The sequence below is a fragment of the Streptomyces sp. NBC_01233 genome, from assembly GCF_035989305.1.
Lineage (GTDB): Bacteria > Actinomycetota > Actinomycetes > Streptomycetales > Streptomycetaceae > Streptomyces.
The window spans coordinates 3,673,053-3,696,036 of sequence record NZ_CP108514.1 but is presented as its reverse complement, the minus strand read 5'-3'; the positions used below and the strand labels follow the sequence as shown (position 1 = coordinate 3,696,036).

At 69.0% G+C, this 22,984-nt stretch carries 15 protein-coding genes and 3 rRNA genes; 14 read left to right on the top strand and 4 right to left on the bottom strand.

Features of this window, described 5'->3' with window-relative positions:
* Window positions 1-146 precede the first annotated feature (146 nt).
* Window positions 147-3,800 carry a glycosyltransferase family 2 protein gene (locus tag OG332_RS17280; RefSeq protein WP_327414320.1) on the top strand — a complete coding sequence of 1,218 codons (3,654 nt, stop codon included), beginning with the start codon at window positions 147-149 and terminating at the stop codon, window positions 3,798-3,800.
* Window positions 3,797-5,281 carry a DUF5719 family protein gene (locus OG332_RS17275; protein ID WP_327414319.1) on the top strand — a complete coding sequence of 495 codons (1,485 nt, stop codon included), beginning with the start codon at window positions 3,797-3,799 and terminating at the stop codon, window positions 5,279-5,281. Before OG332_RS17280 ends, OG332_RS17275 begins: the two co-directional genes overlap by 4 nt.
* Window positions 5,282-5,337: 56 nt before the next feature.
* On the opposite strand, the gene OG332_RS17270 is transcribed toward OG332_RS17275, so the two are convergent.
* Window positions 5,338-5,814 (bottom strand): metallopeptidase family protein, encoded by a 477-nt coding sequence (locus OG332_RS17270; protein ID WP_327419263.1) that lies wholly within the window; start codon window positions 5,812-5,814, stop codon window positions 5,338-5,340.
* A gap of 93 nt (window positions 5,815-5,907) precedes the next feature.
* Between OG332_RS17270 and OG332_RS17265 the strand changes: the two genes are divergently transcribed.
* The 6 genes from OG332_RS17265 (at window position 5,908) to OG332_RS17240 (ending at window position 11,645) form a co-directional block, all read left to right on the top strand.
* Entirely contained in the window at window positions 5,908-6,282 is a 375-nt protein-coding gene (locus OG332_RS17265; protein ID WP_327414318.1) for a DUF3499 domain-containing protein, read from the top strand.
* Window positions 6,283-6,360: 78 nt separating this feature from the next.
* Window positions 6,361-7,731, top strand: coding sequence for a phosphomannomutase/phosphoglucomutase (locus OG332_RS17260; RefSeq protein WP_327414317.1), 1,371 nt, complete (start codon window positions 6,361-6,363; stop codon window positions 7,729-7,731).
* Between the two features lie 304 nt (window positions 7,732-8,035).
* Complete coding sequence (locus tag OG332_RS17255; RefSeq protein WP_319733427.1) at window positions 8,036-8,221, top strand: Trm112 family protein; 186 nt, start codon at window positions 8,036-8,038, stop codon at window positions 8,219-8,221.
* 93 nt (window positions 8,222-8,314) lie between these two features.
* Entirely contained in the window at window positions 8,315-9,448 is a 1,134-nt protein-coding gene (locus OG332_RS17250; RefSeq protein WP_327414316.1) for an SIS domain-containing protein, read from the top strand.
* A 40-nt stretch (window positions 9,449-9,488) separates the two neighbouring features.
* The gene (gene manA, locus OG332_RS17245) at window positions 9,489-10,649 is read left to right on the top strand and encodes a mannose-6-phosphate isomerase, class I (RefSeq protein ID WP_327414315.1); all 1,161 of its coding nucleotides are present in this window, start codon (window positions 9,489-9,491) and stop codon (window positions 10,647-10,649) included.
* A 72-nt stretch (window positions 10,650-10,721) separates the two neighbouring features.
* Complete coding sequence (locus tag OG332_RS17240; RefSeq protein ID WP_327414314.1) at window positions 10,722-11,645, top strand: cation diffusion facilitator family transporter; 924 nt, start codon at window positions 10,722-10,724, stop codon at window positions 11,643-11,645.
* On the opposite strand, the gene OG332_RS17235 is transcribed toward OG332_RS17240, so the two are convergent.
* A complete protein-coding gene (locus tag OG332_RS17235; protein WP_327414313.1) occupies window positions 11,621-12,007 on the bottom strand; it encodes a hypothetical protein in 387 nt (128 codons plus the stop codon). The two genes, OG332_RS17240 and OG332_RS17235, sit on opposite strands and share 25 nt — an antisense overlap.
* A 291-nt stretch (window positions 12,008-12,298) precedes the next feature.
* Here OG332_RS17235 and ahcY point away from each other — a divergent pair, with 291 nt between their 5' ends.
* Together ahcY and OG332_RS17225 are read left to right on the top strand one after the other, a co-directional pair.
* On the top strand, window positions 12,299-13,735 hold the full coding sequence (ahcY, locus tag OG332_RS17230; RefSeq protein WP_327414312.1) for an adenosylhomocysteinase: 1,437 nt from the start codon (window positions 12,299-12,301) through the stop codon (window positions 13,733-13,735).
* 138 nt (window positions 13,736-13,873) lie between these two features.
* The gene (locus OG332_RS17225; RefSeq protein WP_327414311.1) at window positions 13,874-14,494 is read left to right on the top strand and encodes a hypothetical protein; all 621 of its coding nucleotides are present in this window, start codon (window positions 13,874-13,876) and stop codon (window positions 14,492-14,494) included.
* A gap of 4 nt (window positions 14,495-14,498) precedes the next feature.
* Here the strand turns inward: OG332_RS17225 and OG332_RS17220 are convergent, their stop codons facing one another.
* Window positions 14,499-15,431: an RDD family protein gene (locus OG332_RS17220; protein WP_327414310.1), complete on the bottom strand. Its 933-nt coding sequence runs from the start codon at window positions 15,429-15,431 to the stop codon at window positions 14,499-14,501.
* Window positions 15,432-15,542: 111 nt separating this feature from the next.
* On the opposite strand from OG332_RS17220, the gene OG332_RS17215 reads away from it, so the two are divergent.
* The 4 genes from OG332_RS17215 to rrf all read left to right on the top strand — a co-directional run bounded on the left by OG332_RS17215 (window position 15,543) and on the right by rrf (window position 22,283).
* Entirely contained in the window at window positions 15,543-16,550 is a 1,008-nt protein-coding gene (locus OG332_RS17215; protein ID WP_327414309.1) for a stage II sporulation protein M, read from the top strand.
* A 605-nt stretch (window positions 16,551-17,155) separates the two neighbouring features.
* Window positions 17,156-18,680 (top strand): 16S ribosomal RNA (locus OG332_RS17210).
* A gap of 287 nt (window positions 18,681-18,967) precedes the next feature.
* Window positions 18,968-22,090: ribosomal RNA gene (locus OG332_RS17205) — 23S ribosomal RNA — on the top strand.
* A 76-nt stretch (window positions 22,091-22,166) separates the two neighbouring features.
* Window positions 22,167-22,283 (top strand): 5S ribosomal RNA (gene rrf, locus OG332_RS17200).
* Together the 16S, 23S and 5S rRNA genes form the textbook arrangement of a ribosomal RNA operon.
* A gap of 101 nt (window positions 22,284-22,384) precedes the next feature.
* Here the strand turns inward: rrf and OG332_RS17195 are convergent.
* Window positions 22,385-22,981: a Uma2 family endonuclease gene (locus OG332_RS17195; RefSeq protein ID WP_327414308.1), complete on the bottom strand. Its 597-nt coding sequence runs from the start codon at window positions 22,979-22,981 to the stop codon at window positions 22,385-22,387.
* Between the last annotated feature and the right edge of the window lie 3 nt (window positions 22,982-22,984).

Sequence of the window (22,984 nt, the reverse complement as noted above, 5' to 3'; positions counted from 1 at the left end):
CTGCACCTTCCCCGCAGGAGGCGGACCGTTGTGTTGCCAGCCGTTAGGGTGGGGCGCTGTCCAGCAGCCTCCGAGGGCACACCACCCCCGGACCCTCCCCCCGGCCCCGTCCGGAGGGACCCCCAGGCCGGAGGGCCAGTAGCGCGATGTCCCTGCACAGCCAGTCGGCGGCCTCCCACCAGGCCCCCGCCACACCCGAGTTCCCCCGGCACGTCGTCACCGCGGTCCTCGTCGCCCATGACGGCGCCCGCTGGCTGCCCCGGACACTCGCCGGCCTCCTCGGCCAGGAACGCCCCGCGCAGAACCACATCGCCGCCGACACCGGCAGCGCCGACGAATCCGCGCGGCTGCTCACCGAGGCCCTCGGCGACGACCGGGTCCTGCACCTCGCCCGCCGCACCGGATTCGGTACGGCCGTGGACGAATCCGTCCGGAGCGCGGGCACCCTGACCCCCGAGGACCTCCCGTACCTCAAGCGCCCCAGCGGTTGGGACCCCGTCAGCCGCACCTGGCGCGACGACACGTACGAACTCCCCGAACTCCCCCACGGCGAACCCGTCCAGTGGCTCTGGCTCCTGCATGACGACAGCGCCCCCGAACCCGACGCCCTCACCGAACTGCTCCGCGTCGCCGAGGAGAACCCCGACGCCGCCGTCATCGGCCCCAAACTGCGCGGCTGGTACGACAAGAAGCAGCTCCTCGAAGCCGGCGTCACCATCGCCCGCAGCGGCCGCCGCTGGACCGGACTCGACAGACGCGAACAGGACCAGGGCCAGCACGACCAGGTCCGCCCCGTCCTGTCCGTCTCCACCGCCGGCATGCTGGTCCGCCGCGACGTCTACGAGGACCTCGGCGGCTTCGACCGGCGCCTGCCCCTGATGCGCGACGACGTCGACCTGTGCTGGCGCGCCCAGAGCGCCGGCCACACCGTCCTCGTCGCCCCCGACGCCGTACTGCGCCACGCCGAGGCCTCCGCCCGCGAACGCCGCACCGTCGACTGCGCCGGCCGCACCACGGCCAGCCCGCACCGGGTCGACAAGGCCGGCGCCGTCTACACGATCCTTGCCAACAGCTCCGGCCGCGCCCTGCCCTACGTGCTGCTGCGCGTCCTCCTCGGCACCGTCCTGCGCACCCTCGGCTACGTCATCGGAAAGGCCCCCGGCCAGGCCGTCGACGAGATCACCGGCCTCCTCGCCACCCTGCTGCGCCCCGGCCGGCTCCTCGCCGCCCGCAAGGCCCGCCGCCGCCCCGCCGTCCCCGCCGCCGACCTGCGCCCGCTCTTCCCCCCGCCGGGAGCCTCCCTGCGGGCCAACGCGGAACAGCTCGCCGGCTACTTCGGCGGTGACCGCGACACCGACGTCGCCCCCGCCGGCCGGCACGGCGGAGGCAGCATCCTGACCGCCCCCGGCGAGGACGGCGACTACGCGGTGGCCGAGGAACGCTTCGCCCGCCTCAGGCGGATCGCCCGCAACCCCGCGCCGGTCCTCTTCGGCCTCCTCCTGCTCGTCTCCCTCGCCGCCTGCCGCGGCCTCGTCGGCGGCGGCTCCCTCATGGGCGGCGCCCTGCTGCCCGCCCCCGACAGCGGCTTCGACCTCTGGCGCGCCTACACCGACGGCTGGCAGCCCGTCGGCACCGGCTCCACCGCCTCCGCGCCCCCCTACCTGGCCGTCCTCGGCGTCCTCGCCACCCTCCTGTTCGGCTCCACACAAGCCGCCCTGACGCTGCTGCTCGTCGGCTCCGTCCCGCTCGCCGGCCTCACCGCCTACTTCGCCTCCCGGCCGCTCGTCGAGTCCCGGCTGCTGCGCGCCTGGGCCGCCATCGCCTACGCCTTCCTCCCCGCCGCCACCGGAGCCCTCGCCGGCGGCCGCCTCGGCACCGCCGTCCTCGCCGTCGTACTGCCGCTCATCGCCCGCTCCGCCGTCGCCGCCTTCGCCCTCGGCGGGGGCGGGGGAACCGCCGACAAGCCGGGCAGCTGGCGCGCGGTGTGGACGTACACGCTCCTGCTGACCCTGACCACCGCCTTCACCCCCGTGGTCTGGCCGCTCGCCGCCGTCCTCGGGACCGCCGCGCTCGTCCTGCGCCGCGCGCACTGGAAGGCGTACGGCCCCCGGCTGCTCGCCACCCTCGCCGTCCCGCTGCTCGTGCTCGCCCCGTGGTCGATCGGCCTGCTCACGCACCCCGGCCGCCTCCTCCAGGAAGCCGGACTGCCCTTCGGAGCCGGCTCCGCGCGCGCCCTCGACCTGCTCGGCATCAGCCCCGGCGGCCCCGGAACCGGCGCCGGCCTGCTGTTCGCCGGCATCGTCCTCGCCGCCCTGGCCGCCCTGCTGCGCACCGACCGCCGGTTCGCCGTCCGCACCGCCTGGGCCGCGGCCCTCGCCGCGCTGGTCCTCGCCGTCCTCGCCAACCGGACCGCCTGGGCCGGCCCCGCCACCCTCGTCTACGGACTCGCCCTCCTCGCGGCCGCCGCGCTCGGCGCGGACGGCGCCAAGGAGCGGGTCGCCGCCCGCAGCTTCGGCTGGCGCCAGCCGCTGGCCGCACTCATCGCCCTCGCCGCCGCCGCGGGCCCGCTCGCCGCCGCGGCCACCTGGATGATCGCCGGCGCCGACGGCCCGCTGGAGCGCCGCGACCCGGTACAGGTCCCGGCCTTCGTCGCCGACGCGGGCGGCGACGACAACCAGACCCGCACCCTGATCCTCGACCTGGACCCGCCCGCCACCGTCTCCTACAGCCTCGTCCGCGGCTCCGGCGGCCGCCTCGGCGACGCCGAGATCACCGCCCGGACCGGCGGCGACCCCCGCCTCGACAAGGTCGTCTCCAACCTGGTCGCAGGTTCCGGCGCCGACCAGTCCAGTCAGCTCAGCGCCTACGCCATCCGCTTCGTCATGTTCCGCCCCGGTGGCCCCGAAGAGATCCGCCGCGTCCTCGACGCCACCCCGGGCCTGAGCCGGCGCCACCAGCAGGACGGCACCGCCCTGTGGGGCGTCGAGCCCTGGCTGCCCCGCGCCGTCATCGTCTCCGGCAAGCAGGGCGAGGCGCCGATCCCGGTCGCCGCCGGACCCGTCGAGGCCCACGGAAAGATCCCCGAGGGCGAGACGGGCCGCGTGCTGCGCATCGCCGACCGGGCCGACGCCGGCTGGCAGGCCATCCTCGACGGCAAGCCCCTCAAGGCGAAGAAACTCGACGGCTGGGCGCAGGGCTTCGAACTGCCCGCCGCCGGCGGCCGCCTCGACCTCGTCCACGAGGACTCGCTCCTGCAGACCGCCTGGTACTGGGCGCAGGGCCTGCTCGCCCTGGTCCTCCTGGTGATGGCCCTGCCGGGCCGCCGCGCCCAGCTCGACGACGACCTGCCCGAGGAAGAGGCCGCGATCCCGTCCCAGCCCGGCCCGGGCGAGGCCGGCGAGGGCCGTCGCGCCCGCCGGCTGCGCGCCGAGGCCGAGCCCGCCCCCGTACCGGTGGAGACCGCCGCGATCGCCGATCCGTACGCGCAGATCCCGGCGCAGCCGGTGTACGGGGAGGAGACGTACGCCTACCAGGCCTACGGCGACCAGGGCGGCTACGCGTACGAGCCGCAGCCCCAGCAGCCGCTCCCGTACGAGCAGTACCCGGCGGCGTACGACCAGCAGGGACCGTACGACCAGCAAGGACCGTACGACCAGCAGGGACAGCAGGGACAGCAGGCCTACGAGGCCCCGTACCCGCAGCAGTACCCGTACGAGCCGTACGAGCAGTACGACCCCCACGCACCGCACGATCCCCACGCACCGCACGACCCGCGTCCTGACGGGAGCCCCCAGCAGTGAAGCAGCGCGCACCCCTGACGCTGGCCGCCGTGACCGCGGCGCTGGCCGCCCTCACCGGCATCGCCGCCCTCACCGCCCCCGCCGCCGACGGCGGGACGGCCGACGGCAAGGCGGCGGCCGCGGCCCGGATGCCGGTGGAGCGGTCCCTGCTGGTGTGCCCGGGGCCCAGCTCCTCGGACATCGCGGAGACCACGTACACGGCCTTCACCCCCGGCGGCCCCGCCGGAGAGGGCAAGGGCTCGGCCCGGCTGCTCGGCGCCACCAAGGACGCCAAGCCGGTGCTGGAGCCCAAGGAACCGGGCAAGCCCGTCGGGGCCACCGCCAGCGGAGCCGACGCACCCGCCCTCACCGGCAGCGCCGACGGGGTCCTCGCCCCCGGCTGGACGGCGCAGCTGACCACCAAGGTCTCGGTCGGCCGGGCCCGCGGCGTGCTCGGCGTCGGCTGCACCGCGCCTGGCACCGACTTCTGGTTCCCCGCGGTGAGCACGGCCAAGGGCCGCGAGGACTACGTCCACCTCACCAACCCCGACGACGCCGCCGCCATCGTCGACATCAAGCTCTTCGGTCCGGACGGACTGGCCAAGCCCGAGGGCGGCGCCAGCGAGAACATCCGGGTCGACCCCAAGTCCACCAAGACGGTCCTGCTCTCCTCCCTCGTCCCGGGAGTCCAGCTCGCCGACGCCATCGCCCACGTGACGACCCGCGCGGGCCGGGTGGGCGCCTCGGTGCAGGTCGCCGAGGAGGGCGTGGGCGCCGACTGGCTGCCGGCCTCCACCGACCCGGCGGGCTCGCTGGTGCTGCCGGGCATCCCGGCGGACGCCGCCTCCGTACGGCTCGTCGCCTTCGTGCCGGGCGAGGAGGACGCGGACCTGAAGGTGCGCCTGGCCGCACCGGGCGGCGCGATCAGCCCGGCGGGCAGCGAACAGCTGCACGTCAAGGCCGGTATGACCGCCGTCGTGGACCTCAAGGACGTCACCCGCGGCGAGCCCGGTTCGCTGCTGCTGGGCCCGGCCGACGCCAAGAAGGCCGCCCCGGTCGTCGCGGCGGTACGGGTGGTCCGCGGCAGCGGCGCCAAGCAGGAACTCGGCTTCGTCCCGGCCGCCGGGCCGGTCGGCACACGGGCGACCGTGGCCGACAACCGGCCCGACGAGAACGCGACCGTGCTGTCGCTGACCGCCCCGGGAGCGGACGCGAAGGTCAAGGTGACGGCCTCGCCGGGCACCGGCGGCGGCGAGCCGGCCTCCCAGGAGGTCACGGTCAAGGCGGGCACCACGCAGACGCTGTCCCTGGCCCCGGCCGGCGGCAAGGGCTCCTACGCGCTCACCGTCGAGACCCTCTCGGGCGGCCCGGTCCACGCGGCCCGCACCCTGTCCCTCCCGGACGAGGGCATCGCGATGTTCACCGTCCAGCCCCTGTCGGACGACCACTCCACGGTCGCCGTCCCCCGGGCCGCCCAGGACCTCTCGGTCCTGACCAGGTAACCCGGCTCCGCCGGGCGACGAGGCGGGGGGCCTCCCGGTCCCCCGCCCTCCTCAGGTCAGTCCTGCCCGTAGCGCGGATCCACGGTCTCGGGCGACAGCCCGAGCAGTTCCGCCACCTGCTCCACCACGATCTCGTGGACCAGCATCGCCTTCTCGTCCCGCGTCTTGGTGCGGATCTCCACCGGCCGCCGGAAGACCACGACCCGGGCCGGCCGCCCCTCGCGGGACTCCGACACCGCGCCCAGCGGCACCGCCTCGTCGTTCCAGCCGCCGTCCGCACCGCCGGGCGGCCCCGGGACGTCACCGACCAGGAACTCCACCTCGGCCAGCTGCGGCCAGCGCCGCTCCAGCCGCTCCACGGAATCCCGTACGAGGTCCCCGAACATCTCCGACCGGCTCGCCGACAGCGGCACTTGAGGAGGGGCCACCGGCCCGCGCATCCCGCGTCCGTGCCGGTCCCGCCGGCGCGGACGCGGCTCGGTGGGGGCCCCTGCGGGGGGCTCGCCGGGGCAGGGAGGCAGAGGGGTGTCCATCACCCCCGCAGGGTAGCTCCGAGCACGACACGGGGGAGTGCGCGGCGGTGGAGTCGTCGCGGCCCGGTCAAGAGTGCGGTACCGTCCAACGTCGTGAGCCTTGTACGTCGCTGTTCGCGCACCGCGTGCGGCCGCCCTGCCGTCGCGACACTGACGTACGTCTACGCCGATTCGACCGCAGTTCTCGGCCCGCTCGCCACCTACGCCGAACCCCACTGCTACGACCTGTGTGCCGAGCACTCGGAGCGCCTGACCGCCCCGCGCGGCTGGGACGTCGTCCGCCTGTCCGACGGCTCCGGTCCGTCCCGCCCCAGCGGCGACGACCTCGAAGCCCTCGCCAACGCGGTCCGCGAAGCCGCCCGCCCGCCCGGCCGCGCGGCCGGGGCCGGCGGCTCCGGCCAGGGCGGCCCGGTCACCGGCGAGACCCGTCGTGGACACCTGCGCGTCCTGAGATCGCCCGATTCCTGACGCTCCGATCGTCTGAAACGGAGCTCCTGGTTCAAGGTAGGTTTTGCTGAACCGCACAGAACCTCAGGAGGGCAGGCAGTGGCCGCAGATCTTTCGAACATCGTCAAGGCGTATGACGTGCGTGGTGTCGTGCCGGACGAGTGGGACGAGTCGTTGGCGGAGCTGTTCGGTGCCGCGTTCGTGGAGGTGACGGGGGCTTCGGCGATCGTGATCGGTCATGACATGCGTCCGTCGTCGCCGGGTTTGTCGGCGGCGTTCGCGCGGGGTGCGGCCGTGCGTGGTGTGGATGTGACGTTGATCGGTCTGTGCTCGACGGACCAGCTGTATTACGCGTCGGGTTCGTTGGATCTTCCGGGTGCGATGTTCACGGCTTCGCACAATCCGGCGAAGTACAACGGGATCAAGCTGTGCCGGGCGGGTGCGGCGCCGGTGGGTCAGGACACGGGCCTGTCCCAGATCCGTGAGCTGGTGGAGAAGTGGTCGCAGGCGGGCGCTCCCGCGGTCGCGGCCGGCACGGTTGCGGGCACGGTGACGGAGCGGGACAGTCTTCCGGGCTACTCCGCGCACCTGCGGGGTCTGGTGGACCTGACGGGGATCCGTCCGCTGAAGGTGGTCGTGGACGCGGGCAACGGCATGGGCGGCCACACGGTTCCGACGGTGTTCGAGGGTCTGCCGCTGGATCTGGTCCCGATGTACTTCGAGTTGGACGGCACGTTCCCCAACCACGAGGCCAATCCGCTGGATCCGAAGAACATCGTGGATCTGCAGGCGCGTGTGCTGGCGGAGGGTGCGGATCTGGGCATCGCGTTCGACGGTGACGCGGACCGCTGCTTCATCGTGGACGAGCGGGGCGAGGGTGTGTCCCCGTCCGCGATCACCGCTCTGGTGGCCGCGCGTGAGCTGGCCCGCAACGGCGGGTCGGGCACTGTGATCCACAATCTGATCACCTCCTGGTCGGTGCCGGAGGTGGTGCGGGAGAACGGCGGCACCCCGGTCCGTACCCGTGTCGGGCACTCCTTCATCAAGGAGGAGATGGCGAGGACGGGTGCGATCTTCGGTGGTGAGCATTCGGCGCACTACTACTTCAAGGACTTCTGGAACGCGGACACCGGCATGCTCGCCGCGCTCCACGTGCTGGCGGCCCTGGGTGGTCAGGACGGTCCGCTGTCGGCCCTGGTGGCTTCGTATGACCGGTATGCGGGTTCGGGTGAGATCAACTCGACGGTCGCGGACCAGGCGGCCCGTCTGGCGGCGGTGAAGGCCGCCTACGGCGGCCGTGACGATGTGACGGTGGACGAGCTCGACGGTCTGACGGCGACGGGCGAGGACTGGTGGTTCAACGTCCGCGCCTCCAACACCGAGCCCCTGCTGCGCCTGAATGTGGAGGCCCGTGACGCGGCCACCCTCGCGAAGGTCCGCGACGAGGTCCTGGCCCTCATCCGCGCCTGACCGCATTCCGGCCCCGGCCCGGACCGCGCTCCGCGCAGTTCGGGCGGGCCGGCGCCGGCCCGGCTCTCCCGGCCTTCCGCCGTCACATCCAGCCCTCGCGCCCGTCGCGTTTCAGCGCCGGCCGCCCAATCCAGCCCCGCCGGCGGTTGAGGCGCGGGTCCGGGCGGAGCCCGGTGCCCGGCGGAGCCGGGGTCCCCACGGCGGGCACCAACGAGGACACTCCAGCCCGCACCGGAGGTGACTCGGCGGTACGCTGACCTCGCCCCACCCCAGAACCATCCGCATGCCCGAAGGGAACCGCCCCATGCCGCTCGAAGCCGGCCTCCTGCAGATCCTCGCCTGCCCCGCCTGCCACGCGCCCCTCGAGGACAAGTCGGCCGACGAGACGGCCCCCGAGCTGATCTGCACCGGCCAGGACTGCGGCCTCGCGTATCCGGTCCGTGACGGCATCCCGGTGCTCCTGGTCGACGAGGCCCGCCGCCCCGCCTGATCCACCGCACCAGCGCACCGCCCGCGCCGCGAACGCGCAGACGCTGAGACCGATTCCGCAACCCTGGATCCGTCAACACCGCCGGAGGCCGCCATGCTCGACGAGTCGCTCCTCGACGCACCGGACGATCTCGCCCGCGTCGACCGCCGGGGCCTGCTCCGCGGCGCGGCCGAGGCCGGGGCGAGAGTCCGCACCGCGGCCCGGCACGCGAACGAGGCGGGCCTCGCCGACCTGCGCCCCGACGGCCGCCCGCGCGCCGTCCTGATCGCCGGGCCCGGCACCGCCGCCACCGGCGTCGCCGACCTGCTGGGCGCCCTCGCCGGCGCGTCCGCGCCCGTGATCCGGCTGGACCCCACCGGCGTCGCGCACGCCGCCGGCGCACTGCGCTGGGCCCTGCCCGGCTGGGCCGGCTCGGTCGACCTGCTGCTCATCGCCACCACCGACGGCACCGAGCCCGGCCTGGCCGTCCTCGCCGAGCAGGCGTACCGGCGCGGCTGCACCGTCGTCGCCGTCGCCCCGGAGCGCTCACCGCTGAGCGAGGCCGTGGACGGCGCGCACGGGCTCCTCGTACCGATGGCCAAGGCCCCGTACCAGGAGTACGACGAATCCGCGGCCGCCGGCCCGGGCGCCCTGTGGGCGCTGCTCACGCCCCTGCTGCTGCTCCTCGACAAAGTCGGCCTGATCACCGCGGCCCCCGACACCCTGCAGCTCGTCGCCGACCGGCTCGACCGCACCGCCGAACGCTGCGGGCCCGCCATCGCCACCTACTCCAACCCGGCCAAGACCCTCGCCGCCGAGCTCGCCGACTCCCTCCCGCTCATCTGGAGCGAGGGCACCGGCGCCGCCCCCGCGGGCCGCCGCTTCGCCGCCACCCTCGCCGAGCTCGCCGGCCGCCCCGCACTGTCGGCCGTGCTCCCCGAGGCGCTGCCCGCCCACGGCATCCTGCTCGCCGGGGCCTTCGCCGCCGGCGCCGACCCCGAAGACTTCTTCCGTGACCGGGTCGAAGAGCCCCAGGCCCTGCGTGCCCGCATCGTCCTGCTGCGTGACCGGCCGGCCGGCGGCCTCACCGCCGCCCCCGCCGCACGCGAGCTCGCCCTCAGCCACGACACGGCCATCAGCGAGCTCGAACCGGAGGAGGGCGTCGAGCTGGAGCAGCTCGCCGAACTCCTCGCCGTCACGGATTTCGCCACCGCCTACCTGGCGTTGGCTTCCGGGGGACACGGCTGAGGTACACGCACACGCCCCGGCTCTATCCAGGAAGACGACGATGGACCGCCTGACGAACACGATCCGCCCCTACGCCTGGGGATCGACCACGGCCCTCCCCACGCTCCTCGGTGTCGAACCCACCGGGGAGCCCCAGGCCGAGCTGTGGATGGGCGCCCACCCCGGCGCCCCCTCCCGCCTCGACCGCGGCGCCGGCGAGGTGGCCCTCTCGGACGTCATCGCGGCCGACCCCGAGGGTGAGCTCGGAGCGGCCACCGTCGCCAAGTTCGGCCCCCGGCTGCCCTTCCTCCTCAAGATCCTCGCCGCAGGCGCGCCGCTCTCCCTCCAGGTCCACCCCGATCTGGCCCAGGCGAAGGCGGGCTTCGAGGACGAGGAGCGCCGCGGGGTCCCGATCGACGCGGGCCACCGCAACTACAAGGACCCCAACCACAAGCCCGAGATGATCTGCGCGCTCACCGCGTTCGACGGGCTGTGCGGCTTCCGCCCGCCGCTGGAGGCCGCCGAACTCCTCGCGGGCCTGGACGTGGACAGCCTCAAGCCGTACGTCGACCTGCTGCACGCGCACCCCGAAGAGGCGGCCCTGCGCGAGATGCTCACCGCCGTACTAACCGCGGACCGCGCCGAGATGGCCCACACCGTCCACGAGACCGCGACCGCCGTCGAGCGCCTCGGCGGCCCGTACGCCCCGTACTCCACCCTGGCCCACCACTTCCCGGGCGACCCGGGAGTCATCGCGGCCATGCTGCTCAACCACGTCCGACTCCAGCCCGGCGAGGCGATGTTCCTCGGCGCCGGCGTCCCGCACGCCTACATCGACGGCCTCGGCGTCGAGCTGCTGGCCAACTCCGACAACGTGCTGCGCGCCGGACTCACCCCCAAACACGTGGACGTGCCCGAACTGCTGAAGATCGCGAAGTTCGAGCCGGGCGACCCGAACGTCCTGCGCCCCGAAGGCGACGGTGGCGAGGAGGTCTACGAGAGCCCGATCGACGAGTTCCGGCTCTCCCGCTTCCTCCTCGCGCCCGGCGGCGTCTCCCGCGTGCTGTCGCTGGACGCCCCGCAGATCCTGCTCTGCACGGCCGGTTCCGCGATGGTCGGCGAACTGCCGCTGACGCCCGGCGAATCGGTTTTCGTACCGGCGGGCGAAAAGGTCGAACTGTCTGGAAGCGGGACGGTCTTCCGTGCCACCGTGGTGGTCTGACGCCGCGTCCCTCCCGGCGGCTGCAACAATGTGCGGCTGGTAGTCAGTGGCTAGGAAGGACATCCTGCACCCATGAGCGCGTCGGGCGGTACCAGGGCGATCGTGGCGGCACTCGCCGCCAACCTCGCCATCGCTGTAGCCAAATTCGTGGCATTCCTCTTCAGCGGCTCCTCGTCGATGCTCGCGGAAAGCGTCCACTCGCTGGCGGACTCCGGGAACCAGGGGCTGCTGCTCCTCGGCGGAAAGAAGGCCAAGCGCGAGGCAACCCCGCAACACCCCTTCGGGTACGGGCGAGAGCGCTACATCTACGCCTTCCTCGTCTCCATCGTGCTCTTCACCGTCGGTGGCATGTTCGCCATCTACGAGGGCATCGAGAAGATCAACCACCCGCACCCGATCGAGGCCTGGTACTGGCCGGTCGGCGTGCTCGTCTTCGCGATCATCGCCGAGTCCTTCTCCTTCCGCACCGCGATCAAGGAGTCGAACGAGATCCGGGGCAAGCAGACCTGGACCCAGTTCGTCCGGCGGGCCAAGGCCCCCGAGCTGCCCGTCGTCCTCCTTGAAGACCTCGGCGCGCTCGTCGGCCTGGTCCTGGCCCTCGGCGGCGTCGGCCTCGCCCTGCTGACCGGCAACGGCGTCTGGGACGGCATCGGCACCCTGTGCATCGGCGTCCTGCTCATCGTGATCGCGATCGTCCTGGCCGCGGAGACCAAGTCCCTGCTGCTCGGCGAGGCCGCCGGCGTCGAAGAGATCGAGAAGATCAAGACCGCGCTCGTCGACGGGGACGTCGTCACCCGCGTCATCCACATGCGGACCCTGCACCTCGGCCCGGAGGAGCTGCTGGTCGCCGCCAAGATCGCCGTCGAGGGCCACGACACCGCGACCGAGGTGGCGGACGCGATCAACGCCGCGGAGGCCCGCATCCGCGAGGCGGTCCCGATCGCCCGCGTGATCTACCTGGAGCCGGACATCTACCGTCCCGAAGCCGCCAAGTAGCCACGGACGCGCGAAGGCCCCCGCGAGCACCGGCCCGCGGGGGCCTTCGCGCCACCCGGCCCGGCGGGTGCCGGCCCTCGGTCCGAGGCGCCGGGTACGGGGGCACCCCACGCAGACTGCGCCGGCGCCGGCTCCCTGCGGCGCACCACGAGCGCCACGATCCCCGGCACGCCCTCGGCCGGGAACACGAAGGCGCCGACGACCCGGAGGCCGCCCGCGACGACGAGGCCCGTCGGCTCCACGACGGCCTCGCCGGCGGAGTGGACCGTCCCGCCGAGCACCGGCACCCCGCCCGCCGCCGGCAGCGGCAGCAGCAGCACGATCGCCCGGATGCCCCGTCTCCGGCCCCGCCTGCGTTCCACCGGCATTCTCCCGTGCGTGAACGGCGGATCAAATGTCGGAAAGGCCCCGAAAGCGCCAATCGGAGGGCCTGGCTCACCACACGCCTTCTTCCTCGTCTGACTGGGGCTCACTCCGCCGATCGGTGTAGATTCGTGGTCAGTGTCAGGCGTCGCTGCTGATGGCGGGTCGGGCGGTCCTTGCGACCGGCCGAGGGGAGAGAGGACCCCCGACGGACTGTGCTCGGTGTCCCGTCCCCAGGACGGCGCACGGACCAGCCGTACCCACCTCTCGAACCATGAGGAGCAGCACCCATGGACTTCAAGGTCGCAGACCTGTCCCTTGCCGCGTTCGGCCGCAAGGAGATCACCCTGGCCGAGCACGAGATGCCGGGCCTGATGTCGATCCGCCGCGAGTACGCCGAGGCGCAGCCGCTGGCTGGCGCCCGCATCACCGGCTCGCTGCACATGACGATCCAGACCGCCGTCCTGATCGAGACGCTGGCAGCCCTCGGCGCCGACGTCCGCTGGGCCTCCTGCAACATCTTCTCCACCCAGGACCACGCGGCCGCCGCCATCGCGGTGGGCCCGAACGGCACCCCGGAGAACCCGCAGGGCATCCCCGTCTTCGCCTGGAAGGGCGAGACGCTGGAGGAGTACTGGTGGTGCACCGAGCAGGCGCTGACCTGGCCGAACACCCCCACCGGCGGCCCGAACATGATCCTCGACGACGGTGGTGACGCCACCCTCCTCGTCCACAAGGGCGTCGAGTTCGAGAAGGCCGGCGCGGCCCCGGACCCGTCGACCGCGGACTCCGAGGAGTACGCCCACATCCTCACCCTGCTCAACCGCACCCTCGGCGAGTCCCCCCAGAAGTGGACCCAGCTCGCGTCCGAGATCCGCGGTGTGACGGAGGAGACCACCACGGGTGTCCACCGTCTGTACGAGATGATGTCCGAGGGCACGCTGCTGTTCCCGGCGATCAACGTGAACGACGCGGTGACGAAGTCGAAGTTCGACAACAAGTACGGCTGCCGCCACTCCCTGATCGACGGCATCAACCGTGCCACCGACGTCCTCATCGGCGGCAAGACGGCCGTGGTCTTCGGCTACGGCGACGTCGGCAAGGGCTGCGCCGAGTCCCTGCGCGGCCAGGGCGCCCGTGTCATCGTCACCGAGATCGACCCGATCTGCGCGCTGCAGGCGGCGATGGACGGCTACCAGGTCGCCACCCTGGACGATGTCGTCGAGAGCGCCGACATCTTCATCACGACCACCGGCAACAAGGACATCATCATGGCCGCCGACATGGCCAGGATGAAGCACCAGGCCATCGTGGGCAACATCGGCCACTTCGACAACGAGATCGACATGGCCGGCCTCGCGAAGATCGACGGCATCGTCAAGGACGAGGTCAAGCCGCAGGTCCACACCTGGAAGTTCCCCGACGGCAAGGTCCTGATCGTGCTGTCCGAGGGCCGTCTGCTCAACCTGGGCAACGCGACCGGCCACCCGTCCTTCGTCATGTCGAACTCCTTCGCGGACCAGACCCTGGCCCAGATCGAGCTCTTCACCAAGCCGGAGGAGTACCCGACCGAGGTGTACGTGCTGCCGAAGCACCTCGACGAGAAGGTCGCCCGCCTCCACCTCGACGCCCTCGGCGTCCGCCTGACCACCCTGCGCCCGGAGCAGGCCGCCTACATCGGCGTCCAGGTCGAGGGCCCGTACAAGCCGGACCACTACCGCTACTGATCAACCCCCGATCAGCTCCTGATCAGCCTCTGATCAGCGGCGGCATCACGTGAAGCAGGCCCCCGGCACCCGTGCCGGGGGCCTGCCCCGTATCCCTCGATCCCCCCGACGCCCTCGATCCCAAGAAGTGTGCGCACCATGCCCCGCGGCCGATACTCGCTCCACGACCCGCACGACCACACCCCCCTCGGCGAGGAGCACTTCCACTGCGCCCCCGGCCCCTCGGGCTGGCGCTACGTCTCCCAGCTCACCGCGCCGAACGGCGACCACCGCGGCTCCGTCGACCTCGCGATCGACGAACTCGGCCGCCCCATCCGCCTCGAAGTGAACGCCGCGAGCTGGCAGGTCCGCGGCGCCGCCATCGACGGCGTCACCTGGGTCCGTACGGACCCCACCGGCACCGAGGCCACCGAGGGCAACATCGCCGCCCCCGGTTTCACCGGCACCTCCCCGGCCTTCCTGGTCGCCACGGCCCGCCTGCTGCGCCTGACCCCAGGAGCCCCCGCCACCCGCGTCCGGCTCCTCGCCCTCACCGACCCGGTCCTGGCCCCCCGTACGGTCGACCAGGCGTGGGCCCTGCTGGCCCGCGAGGAACACCCCACCGACAGCGGCCCGCTCCTTGTGGACGAGTACCAGGTCAGCGCCCTGGACACGGGCGAGGTCCATACGATCCACATCGCCGGCGACGTGGTGCTCTCGGCCCCCGGCATCGAGCTCGAGCACCTGGAGACGCCGCCCTCCACCTTCGAGGAGCACTGACCCCTCAGGCGGGCGGCGCGAACCCCCCGGCGCGCGGCGCCTCCACGGGGGCCACGGGCGCGGGAGCCACGTAGGGAGCCGGCGTCGGAACGGGCGTCGCAACGGGGGCCGGAACGGGCGTCGGCACGTACCCGGCAGGAGCGGGGGCCGGCGCAAAGGCGGGGGCCGGCGCGGGGGCGGCGGCAGCGGCGGACCGGAACGCCTTGGCGGCGTCCCGCGACTGCCGCTCGTGCACCACGGCCATCAGGAACGCGGCAGCGGGCACCCCCGCCGGTGCAGGCGCCCCCGTGCGCGCCACCAGATCGTCCGCGAGCCTCGCCGCCATCGCGGCGCCCACCTGCGGATCCAGCTGGTTCATCCGCGTCAGGTACTGGCGAATCGCCAGCCACAGACCGTCCGGCACCGCCGACAGGTCCAGCCCGGTGAACCGCCCGGCCAGCCACGGCGGCGGCGGGGGCACCGGCATCACCCGGGCCCCCGGCACCCGCTCCCGGACCACGAGCGTCCCGGCGAAGACGTCCCCGACCCGCCGCCCGCGCGCCGAGACCAGCGAGGCGATGCACGCCACCGTCCCGAAGGTCAGCAGCAGCTCCACGACTCCCATGGCCCCGCGGACCAGCGCATGCCGGAACCGGATCGGGCCGCCGTCGTCGCGCACCACCCGCAGCCCGCAGGCGAGCTTGCCCAGGGACCGCCCGTGGGACAGCGTCTCCACGGCGATCGGCACGCCGACCAGCAACAGGAGGAAGCTCGCCACTCCCACGGCCGCCTGGGCGGCGTCGTCGAGCGAGGCGGTCGCGAGGGCCAGTCCGACCGAGAGCAGCACGTACCCGGTGACGTACACGACCAGGTCGAGGAGGATCGCCAGCCCGCGGCTCGGCAGCCTCGCGGGCCGCAACCCCAGGACGACCGCGTCCCCCGTCACCAGATCGCTCACCGCAGCACCTCTCATGTGACCTGCCCCGCCCCAACGGCATCCAGTCTGCCAAGCTGACCACACGAGGAATAGGCAGCAGCAGGTGACCTGGGGCAGGGGAGCGGCAACCGGATGGATCTCGACGTCTTCGTGACGGCACACCGCGCGGAATGGGACCGCCTGGAGCAGCTCCTGGGCCGCGGCCGCAAGCTCACCGGTGCGGAGGCCGACGAACTCGTCGCGCTCTACCAGCGCACCTCCACCCACCTCTCCCTCATCCAGTCCAGCACCCCCGACCCCATGCTCACGGGCCGGCTGACCCAGCTGGTCGCGCGCGCCCGCGCCACGGTGACCGGCACCCGCCGGGCCGGCTGGCGCGACGCCGCCCTCTTCTTCACGGCGGCCTTCCCGGCCGCGGTCTACCGCAGCCGCCGCTGGTGGATACCGACCGCACTGCTCTCCACGGCGCTCGGCGTGCTCATCGGCTGGTGGATAGCCACGCACCCCGAGGTCCAGGGCGCCATCGCGGCCCCGGCGGACCTGAAGGCGCTCACGCAGCCGGGCGGCGAGTACGAGACGTACTACTCCAGCCACCCCGCGGGCTCCTTCGCCGCCAAGGTCTGGACGAACAACGCCCAGGCGGCGGCGATCTGCCTCGTCCTCGGCGCCTTCCTCGGACTCCCCGTGCTGTGGATCCTGTTCCTGAACATGGCCAACCTCGGGGTCGGCCTCGGCCTGATGGCCTCCGCCGGCCGCCTCGACGTCTTCCTCGGCCTGATCCTCCCGCACGGCCTGCTCGAACTGACGGCCGTCTTCGTGGCCGCGGGCACGGGCCTGCGCCTGGGCTGGACGGTCATCGATCCGGGCCCCCGCACCCGCCGCACCGCCCTGGCGGAACAGGGCCGCGCCGCCCTCGGCATGGCCATCGGCCTCGCGGTGGTGCTGTTCGTCTCGGGCCTGATCGAGGGCTTCGTGACCCCGTCGGGCCTCCCCACCTGGGCCCGCATCACCATCGGCGTCGTCGCCGAGGCCGCCTTCCTGCTCTACGTCTTCGTCCTGGGCGGCAGGGCCTCCCGCGCGGGCGAGGTGGGTGACGTCGAGGCCGCCGACCGGACGGCGACGCTCCCGACCGCGGCCTGATGTGCGTACGAGCCCGCTGAGCTGCTAGTCTCCTCGTCGTCCCGCGAAGACCGTTGACACGGAGCGCGCGGGGAGGTAGATTTGAACGGTTGCCTCGAACTGGACAAGTTCGGCAGCGATGGTTTAACCTATCTCGCGTCCCCACCAAGGAATTGAATTCCAGTGGGGCGTAGCCGACTCCTCATTCAGGAATCCAAGCCGGGAAATCCGGTGGAGAACTTCTGATAGAGTCGGAATCGCCGGAAAGAGAAAGCGCGAAAGCGCAGGAACTGGAAAGCATCGAGGAAGTCGGGCCCGAAAGAGTCTGATAGAGTCGGAAACGTAAGAACACAGAACGAAAAGCCCGGAGGAAAGCCCCAGCGAATGTAGCTGCGGGTGAGTACAAAGGAAGCGTCCGTTCCTTGAGAACTCAACAGCGTGCCAAAAATCAACGCCAGAAGTTGATACCCCGTCCACTTCGGTGGATGAGGTTCCTTTGAAAAAGACCTGTCGGGCCTTCGGGTGCTGGCAGGCAATTACACAGCGAGGACGTTGTGGCGCGTCGGTCTTATTCCGACATGACGTGCCCGCTCTAAGTGATGTGTGCACCCGATTACGGGTAAACATTCATGGAGAGTTTGATCCTGGCTCAGGACGAACGCTGGCGGCGTGCTTAACACATGCAAGTCGAACGATGAAGCCCTTCGGGGTGGATTAGTGGCGAACGGGTGAGTAACACGTGGGCAATCTGCCCTTCACTCTGGGACAAGCCCTGGAAACGGGGTCTAATACCGGATACCACTCCTGCCTGCATGGGCGGGGGTTGAAAGCTCCGGCGGTGAAGGATGAGCCCGCGGCCTATCAGCTTGTTGGTGGGGTAATGGCCCACCAAGGCGACGACGGGTAGCCGGCCTGAGAGGGCGACCGGCCACACTGGGACTGAGACACGGCCCAGACTCCTACGGGAGGCAGCAGTGGGGAATATTGCACAATGGGCGAAAGCCTGATGCAGCGACGCCGCGTGAGGGATGACGGCCTTCGGGTTGTAAACCTCTTTCAGCAGGGAAGAAGCGAAAGTGACGGTACCTGCAGAAGAAGCGCCGGCTAACTACGTGCCAGCAGCCGCGGTAATACGTAGGGCGCAAGCGTTGTCCGGAATTATTGGGCGTAAAGAGCTCGTAGGCGGCTTGTCACGTCGGATGTGAAAGCCCGAGGCTTAACCTCGGGTCTGCATTCGATACGGGCTAGCTAGAGTGTGGTAGGGGAGATCGGAATTCCTGGTGTAGCGGTGAAATGCGCAGATATCAGGAGGAACACCGGTGGCGAAGGCGGATCTCTGGGCCATTACTGACGCTGAGGAGCGAAAGCGTGGGGAGCGAACAGGATTAGATACCCTGGTAGTCCACGCCGTAAACGTTGGGAACTAGGTGTTGGCGACATTCCACGTCGTCGGTGCCGCAGCTAACGCATTAAGTTCCCCGCCTGGGGAGTACGGCCGCAAGGCTAAAACTCAAAGGAATTGACGGGGGCCCGCACAAGCAGCGGAGCATGTGGCTTAATTCGACGCAACGCGAAGAACCTTACCAAGGCTTGACATATACCGGAAAGCATTAGAGATAGTGCCCCCCTTGTGGTCGGTATACAGGTGGTGCATGGCTGTCGTCAGCTCGTGTCGTGAGATGTTGGGTTAAGTCCCGCAACGAGCGCAACCCTTGTCCTGTGTTGCCAGCATGCCCTTCGGGGTGATGGGGACTCACAGGAGACCGCCGGGGTCAACTCGGAGGAAGGTGGGGACGACGTCAAGTCATCATGCCCCTTATGTCTTGGGCTGCACACGTGCTACAATGGCCGGTACAATGAGCTGCGATACCGTAAGGTGGAGCGAATCTCAAAAAGCCGGTCTCAGTTCGGATTGGGGTCTGCAACTCGACCCCATGAAGTCGGAGTTGCTAGTAATCGCAGATCAGCATTGCTGCGGTGAATACGTTCCCGGGCCTTGTACACACCGCCCGTCACGTCACGAAAGTCGGTAACACCCGAAGCCGGTGGCCCAACCCGTAAGGGAGGGAGCTGTCGAAGGTGGGACTGGCGATTGGGACGAAGTCGTAACAAGGTAGCCGTACCGGAAGGTGCGGCTGGATCACCTCCTTTCTAAGGAGCACAGTACCGATTGCAGACAAATGTTCTGCACGGTCAGCTCATGGGTGGAACGTTGATTAGTTGGCACGGTTTCCGAAACCTTCTGTAAGTACTGCCCTTGGGCGTGGAACACAGGAATGGTGGAGGGGATCGTGCTTGGCACGTTGTTGGGTCCTGAAGGTACGGCCGTGAGGTCATGTCTTCAGTGCCGGCCCCAGTGAACTTGTTCTCCTTGAGGGAGCAGGGTGATGGGTGGCTGGTCGTTGTTTGAGAACTACACAGTGGACGCGAGCATCTGTGGCCAAGTTTTTAAGGGCGCACGGTGGATGCCTTGGCACCAGGAACCGATGAAGGACGTGAGAGGCCGCGATAGGCCCCGGGGAGCTGCCAACTGAGCTTTGATCCGGGGGTGTCCGAATGGGGAAACCCGGCAGTCGTCATGGGCTGTCACCCATGCCTGAACACATAGGGCATGTGGAGGGAACGAGGGGAAGTGAAACATCTCAGTACCCTCAGGAAGAGAAAACAACCGTGATTCCGGGAGTAGTGGCGAGCGAAACCGGATGAGGCCAAACCGTATGCGTGTGATACCCGGCAGGGGTTGCGCATGCGGGGTTGTGGGAATGAGCTTGATCGGTCTGCCGGCCGGTCGGCGAGTCAGAAACCGTTGATGTAGTCGAAGGACATGCGAAAGGTCCGGCGTAGAGGGTAAGACCCCCGTAGACGAAACATCAGCGGCTTGCTTGCTCATCTCCCAAGTAGCACGGGGCCCGAGAAATCCCGTGTGAATCTGGCGGGACCACCCGCTAAGCCTAAATATTCCCTGGTGACCGATAGCGGATAGTACCGTGAGGGAATGGTGAAAAGTACCGCGGGAGCGGAGTGAAATAGTACCTGAAACCGTGTGCCTACAAGCCGTGGGAGCGTCGCCGTTGTTCTTCGGAGCAACGGTCGTGACTGCGTGCCTTTTGAAGAATGAGCCTGCGAGTTAGCGGTGTGTAGCGAGGTTAACCCGTGTGGGGAAGCCGTAGCGAAAGCGAGTCCGAATAGGGCGATTGAGTTGCACGCTCTAGACCCGAAGCGGAGTGATCTAGCCATGGGCAGGTTGAAGCGGAGGTAAGACTTCGTGGAGGACCGAACCCACCAGGGTTGAAAACCTGGGGGATGACCTGTGGTTAGGGGTGAAAGGCCAATCAAACTCCGTGATAGCTGGTTCTCCCCGAAATGCATTTAGGTGCAGCGTCGTGTGTTTCTTGCCGGAGGTAGAGCACTGGATAGGCGATGGGCCCTACCGGGTTACTGACCTTAGCCAAACTCCGAATGCCGGTAAGTGAGAGCACGGCAGTGAGACTGTGGGGGATAAGCTCCATGGTCGAGAGGGAAACAGCCCAGAGCATCGACTAAGGCCCCTAAGCGTACGCTAAGTGGGAAAGGATGTGGAGTCGCAGAGACAACCAGGAGGTTGGCTTAGAAGCAGCCACCCTTGAAAGAGTGCGTAATAGCTCACTGGTCAAGTGATTCCGCGCCGACAATGTAGCGGGGCTCAAGCGTACCGCCGAAGTCGTGTCATTGCAGCAATAGGGCCAACGCCCGCTGTGATGGGTAGGGGAGCGTCGTGTGCCGGGTGAAGCAGCAGCGGAAGCTAGTTGTGGACGGTTCACGAGTGAGAATGCAGGCATGAGTAGCGATACACACGTGAGAAACGTGTGCGCCGATTGACTAAGGGTTCCTGGGTCAAGCTGATCTGCCCAGGGTAAGTCGGGACCTAAGGCGAGGCCGACAGGCGTAGTCGATGGACAACCGGTTGATATTCCGGTACCCGCTTTGAAACGCCCAATATCGAATCAGGCGATGCTAAGTCCGTGAAGCCGTTCCGGACCCTTCGGGGAAAGGAAAGTGGTGGAGCCGACGAACCAGACTTGTAGTAGGTAAGCGATGGGGTGACGCAGGAAGGTAGTCCAGCCCGGGCGGTGGTAGTCCCGGGGTAAGGGTGTAGGCCGAGGGGTAGGCAAATCCGTCCCTCATTAAGGCTGAGACCTGATGCCGAGCCGATTGTGGTGAAGTGGATGATCCTATGCTGTCGAGAAAAGCCTCTAGCGAGTTTCATGGCGGCCCGTACCCTAAACCGACTCAGGTGGTCAGGTAGAGAATACCGAGGCGTTCGGGTGAACTATGGTTAAGGAACTCGGCAAAATGCCCCCGTAACTTCGGGAGAAGGGGGGCCATCACTGGTGATCGGATTTACTCCGTGAGCTGGGGGTGGCCGCAGAGACCAGCGAGAAGCGACTGTTTACTAAAAACACAGGTCCGTGCGAAGCCGTAAGGCGATGTATACGGACTGACGCCTGCCCGGTGCTGGAACGTTAAGGGGACCGGTTAGTGCGCTTTCGGGCGTGCGAAGCTGAGAACTTAAGCGCCAGTAAACGGCGGTGGTAACTATAACCATCCTAAGGTAGCGAAATTCCTTGTCGGGTAAGTTCCGACCTGCACGAATGGCGTAACGACTTCTCGACTGTCTCAACCATAGGCCCGGTGAAATTGCACTACGAGTAAAGATGCTCGTTTCGCGCAGCAGGACGGAAAGACCCCGGGACCTTTACTACAGTTTGATATTGGTGTTCGGTTCGGCTTGTGTAGGATAGGTGGGAGACTGTGAAGCGGCCACGCCAGTGGTTGTGGAGTCATCGTTGAAATACCACTCTGGTCGTGCTGGATGTCTAACCTCGGTCCGTGATCCGGATCAGGGACAGTGTCTGATGGGTAGTTTAACTGGGGCGGTTGCCTCCCAAAGGGTAACGGAGGCGCCCAAAGGTTCCCTCAGCCTGGTTGGCAATCAGGTGTTGAGTGTAAGTGCACAAGGGAGCTTGACTGTGAGACCGACGGGTCGAGCAGGGACGAAAGTCGGGACTAGTGATCCGGCGGTGGCTTGTGGAAGCGCCGTCGCTCAACGGATAAAAGGTACCCCGGGGATAACAGGCTGATCTTCCCCAAGAGTCCATATCGACGGGATGGTTTGGCACCTCGATGTCGGCTCGTCGCATCCTGGGGCTGGAGTCGGTCCCAAGGGTTGGGCTGTTCGCCCATTAAAGCGGTACGCGAGCTGGGTTTAGAACGTCGTGAGACAGTTCGGTCCCTATCCGCTGTGCGCGTAGGAATATTGAGAAGGGCTGTCCCTAGTACGAGAGGACCGGGACGGACGAACCTCTGGTGTGCCAGTTGTCCTGCCAAGGGCATGGCTGGTTGGCTACGTTCGGGAGGGATAACCGCTGAAAGCATCTAAGCGGGAAGCCTGCTTCAAGATGAGTATTCCCACCTCCTTGAGAGGGTAAGGCTCCCAGTAGACGACTGGGTTGATAGGCCAGATGTGGAAGCCCGGTAACGGGTGAAGCTGACTGGTACTAATAGGCCGAGGGCTTGTCCTCAGTTGCTCGCGTCCACTGTGTTAGTTCTGAAATAACGAACAGCTGTGTTCATGCCAGCGTTCAAATTTCATAGTGTTTCGGTGGTCATAGCGTTAGGGAAACGCCCGGTTACATTCCGAACCCGGAAGCTAAGCCTTTCAGCGCCGATGGTACTGCAGGGGGGACCCTGTGGGAGAGTAGGACGCCGCCGAACAATCATTGTGGGAAGCCCCGCACCAAACCCTCGGGTTCGGTGCGGGGCTTTTCTGCGTTTACCGGCAGGGTCGCTTGGTGCGACCGACTGACTCAGGGGCTTCACCAGTCGGCGGGGTAGCTCTTGAGGCTGCTCGTGTCGAGCGTCCAGCGGCCGGCGGTGACAGTGTCCCCGAAGGCGTAGGGGACCGTTTTGCGGTAGCGGATGCCGTCGGGCCCTGCTGAGGGGTCGGTGTGCACGGTGACGGTCTTCTTGTCCTTGCGGGGGTCTACCACGACATACACGGGGACCCCCATCCTCGGGTAGTCGTGCAGCTTGTCGCGGATGTCAGTGAGCGAGTTCGTGCGGGAGAGGACTTCCAGCACCATCAGGACGTCGCGGGAGTGGACGACCTTCGCCGTGTCGTCGGTGGCTTCTTCCGCGATGACCAAGAGATCGGGGACTTTGGCCAGGCCGGTCTGGGGATCGCCCATGTTCGTGTCGTTGAGCGCCATGACCTCTGGCGTCTGGGCCTCGATCTGGCGGCGCAGTCGCGCCACGTTGAGCCCGTGGGGAGCCGTGGGGCTCATCATCGTGAGGAAGATCCGGCCGTCGGTCGTCTGCACCTTCCACGAGTCCTCCTGGTGCTCGGCCAGCTCCGCGAGCTGCTCCGCGAAGTCGTGCATTCGGCGCATCTGCTCGGGGGTGAGGTCGGCCATGGT

Excerpts from the sequence above, each read along its gene's own strand:
- OG332_RS17240 (WP_327414314.1), top strand. The coding sequence starts at position 10,722 with ATGAGCGCGTCGGGCGGTACCAGGGCGATCGTGGCGGCACTCGCCGCC.
- ahcY (WP_327414312.1), top strand. The coding sequence starts at position 12,299 with ATGGACTTCAAGGTCGCAGACCTGTCCCTTGCCGCGTTCGGCCGCAAG.
- OG332_RS17225 (WP_327414311.1), top strand. The coding sequence starts at position 13,874 with ATGCCCCGCGGCCGATACTCGCTCCACGACCCGCACGACCACACCCCC.
- OG332_RS17195 (WP_327414308.1), bottom strand. The coding sequence starts at position 22,981 with ATGGCCGACCTCACCCCCGAGCAGATGCGCCGAATGCACGACTTCGCG.
- OG332_RS17255 (WP_319733427.1), top strand. The coding sequence starts at position 8,036 with ATGCCGCTCGAAGCCGGCCTCCTGCAGATCCTCGCCTGCCCCGCCTGC.
- OG332_RS17270 (WP_327419263.1), bottom strand. The coding sequence starts at position 5,814 with ATGGACACCCCTCTGCCTCCCTGCCCCGGCGAGCCCCCCGCAGGGGCC.
- OG332_RS17280 (WP_327414320.1), top strand. The coding sequence starts at position 147 with ATGTCCCTGCACAGCCAGTCGGCGGCCTCCCACCAGGCCCCCGCCACA.
- manA (WP_327414315.1), top strand. The coding sequence starts at position 9,489 with ATGGACCGCCTGACGAACACGATCCGCCCCTACGCCTGGGGATCGACC.
- OG332_RS17250 (WP_327414316.1), top strand. The coding sequence starts at position 8,315 with ATGCTCGACGAGTCGCTCCTCGACGCACCGGACGATCTCGCCCGCGTC.
- OG332_RS17215 (WP_327414309.1), top strand. The coding sequence starts at position 15,543 with ATGGATCTCGACGTCTTCGTGACGGCACACCGCGCGGAATGGGACCGC.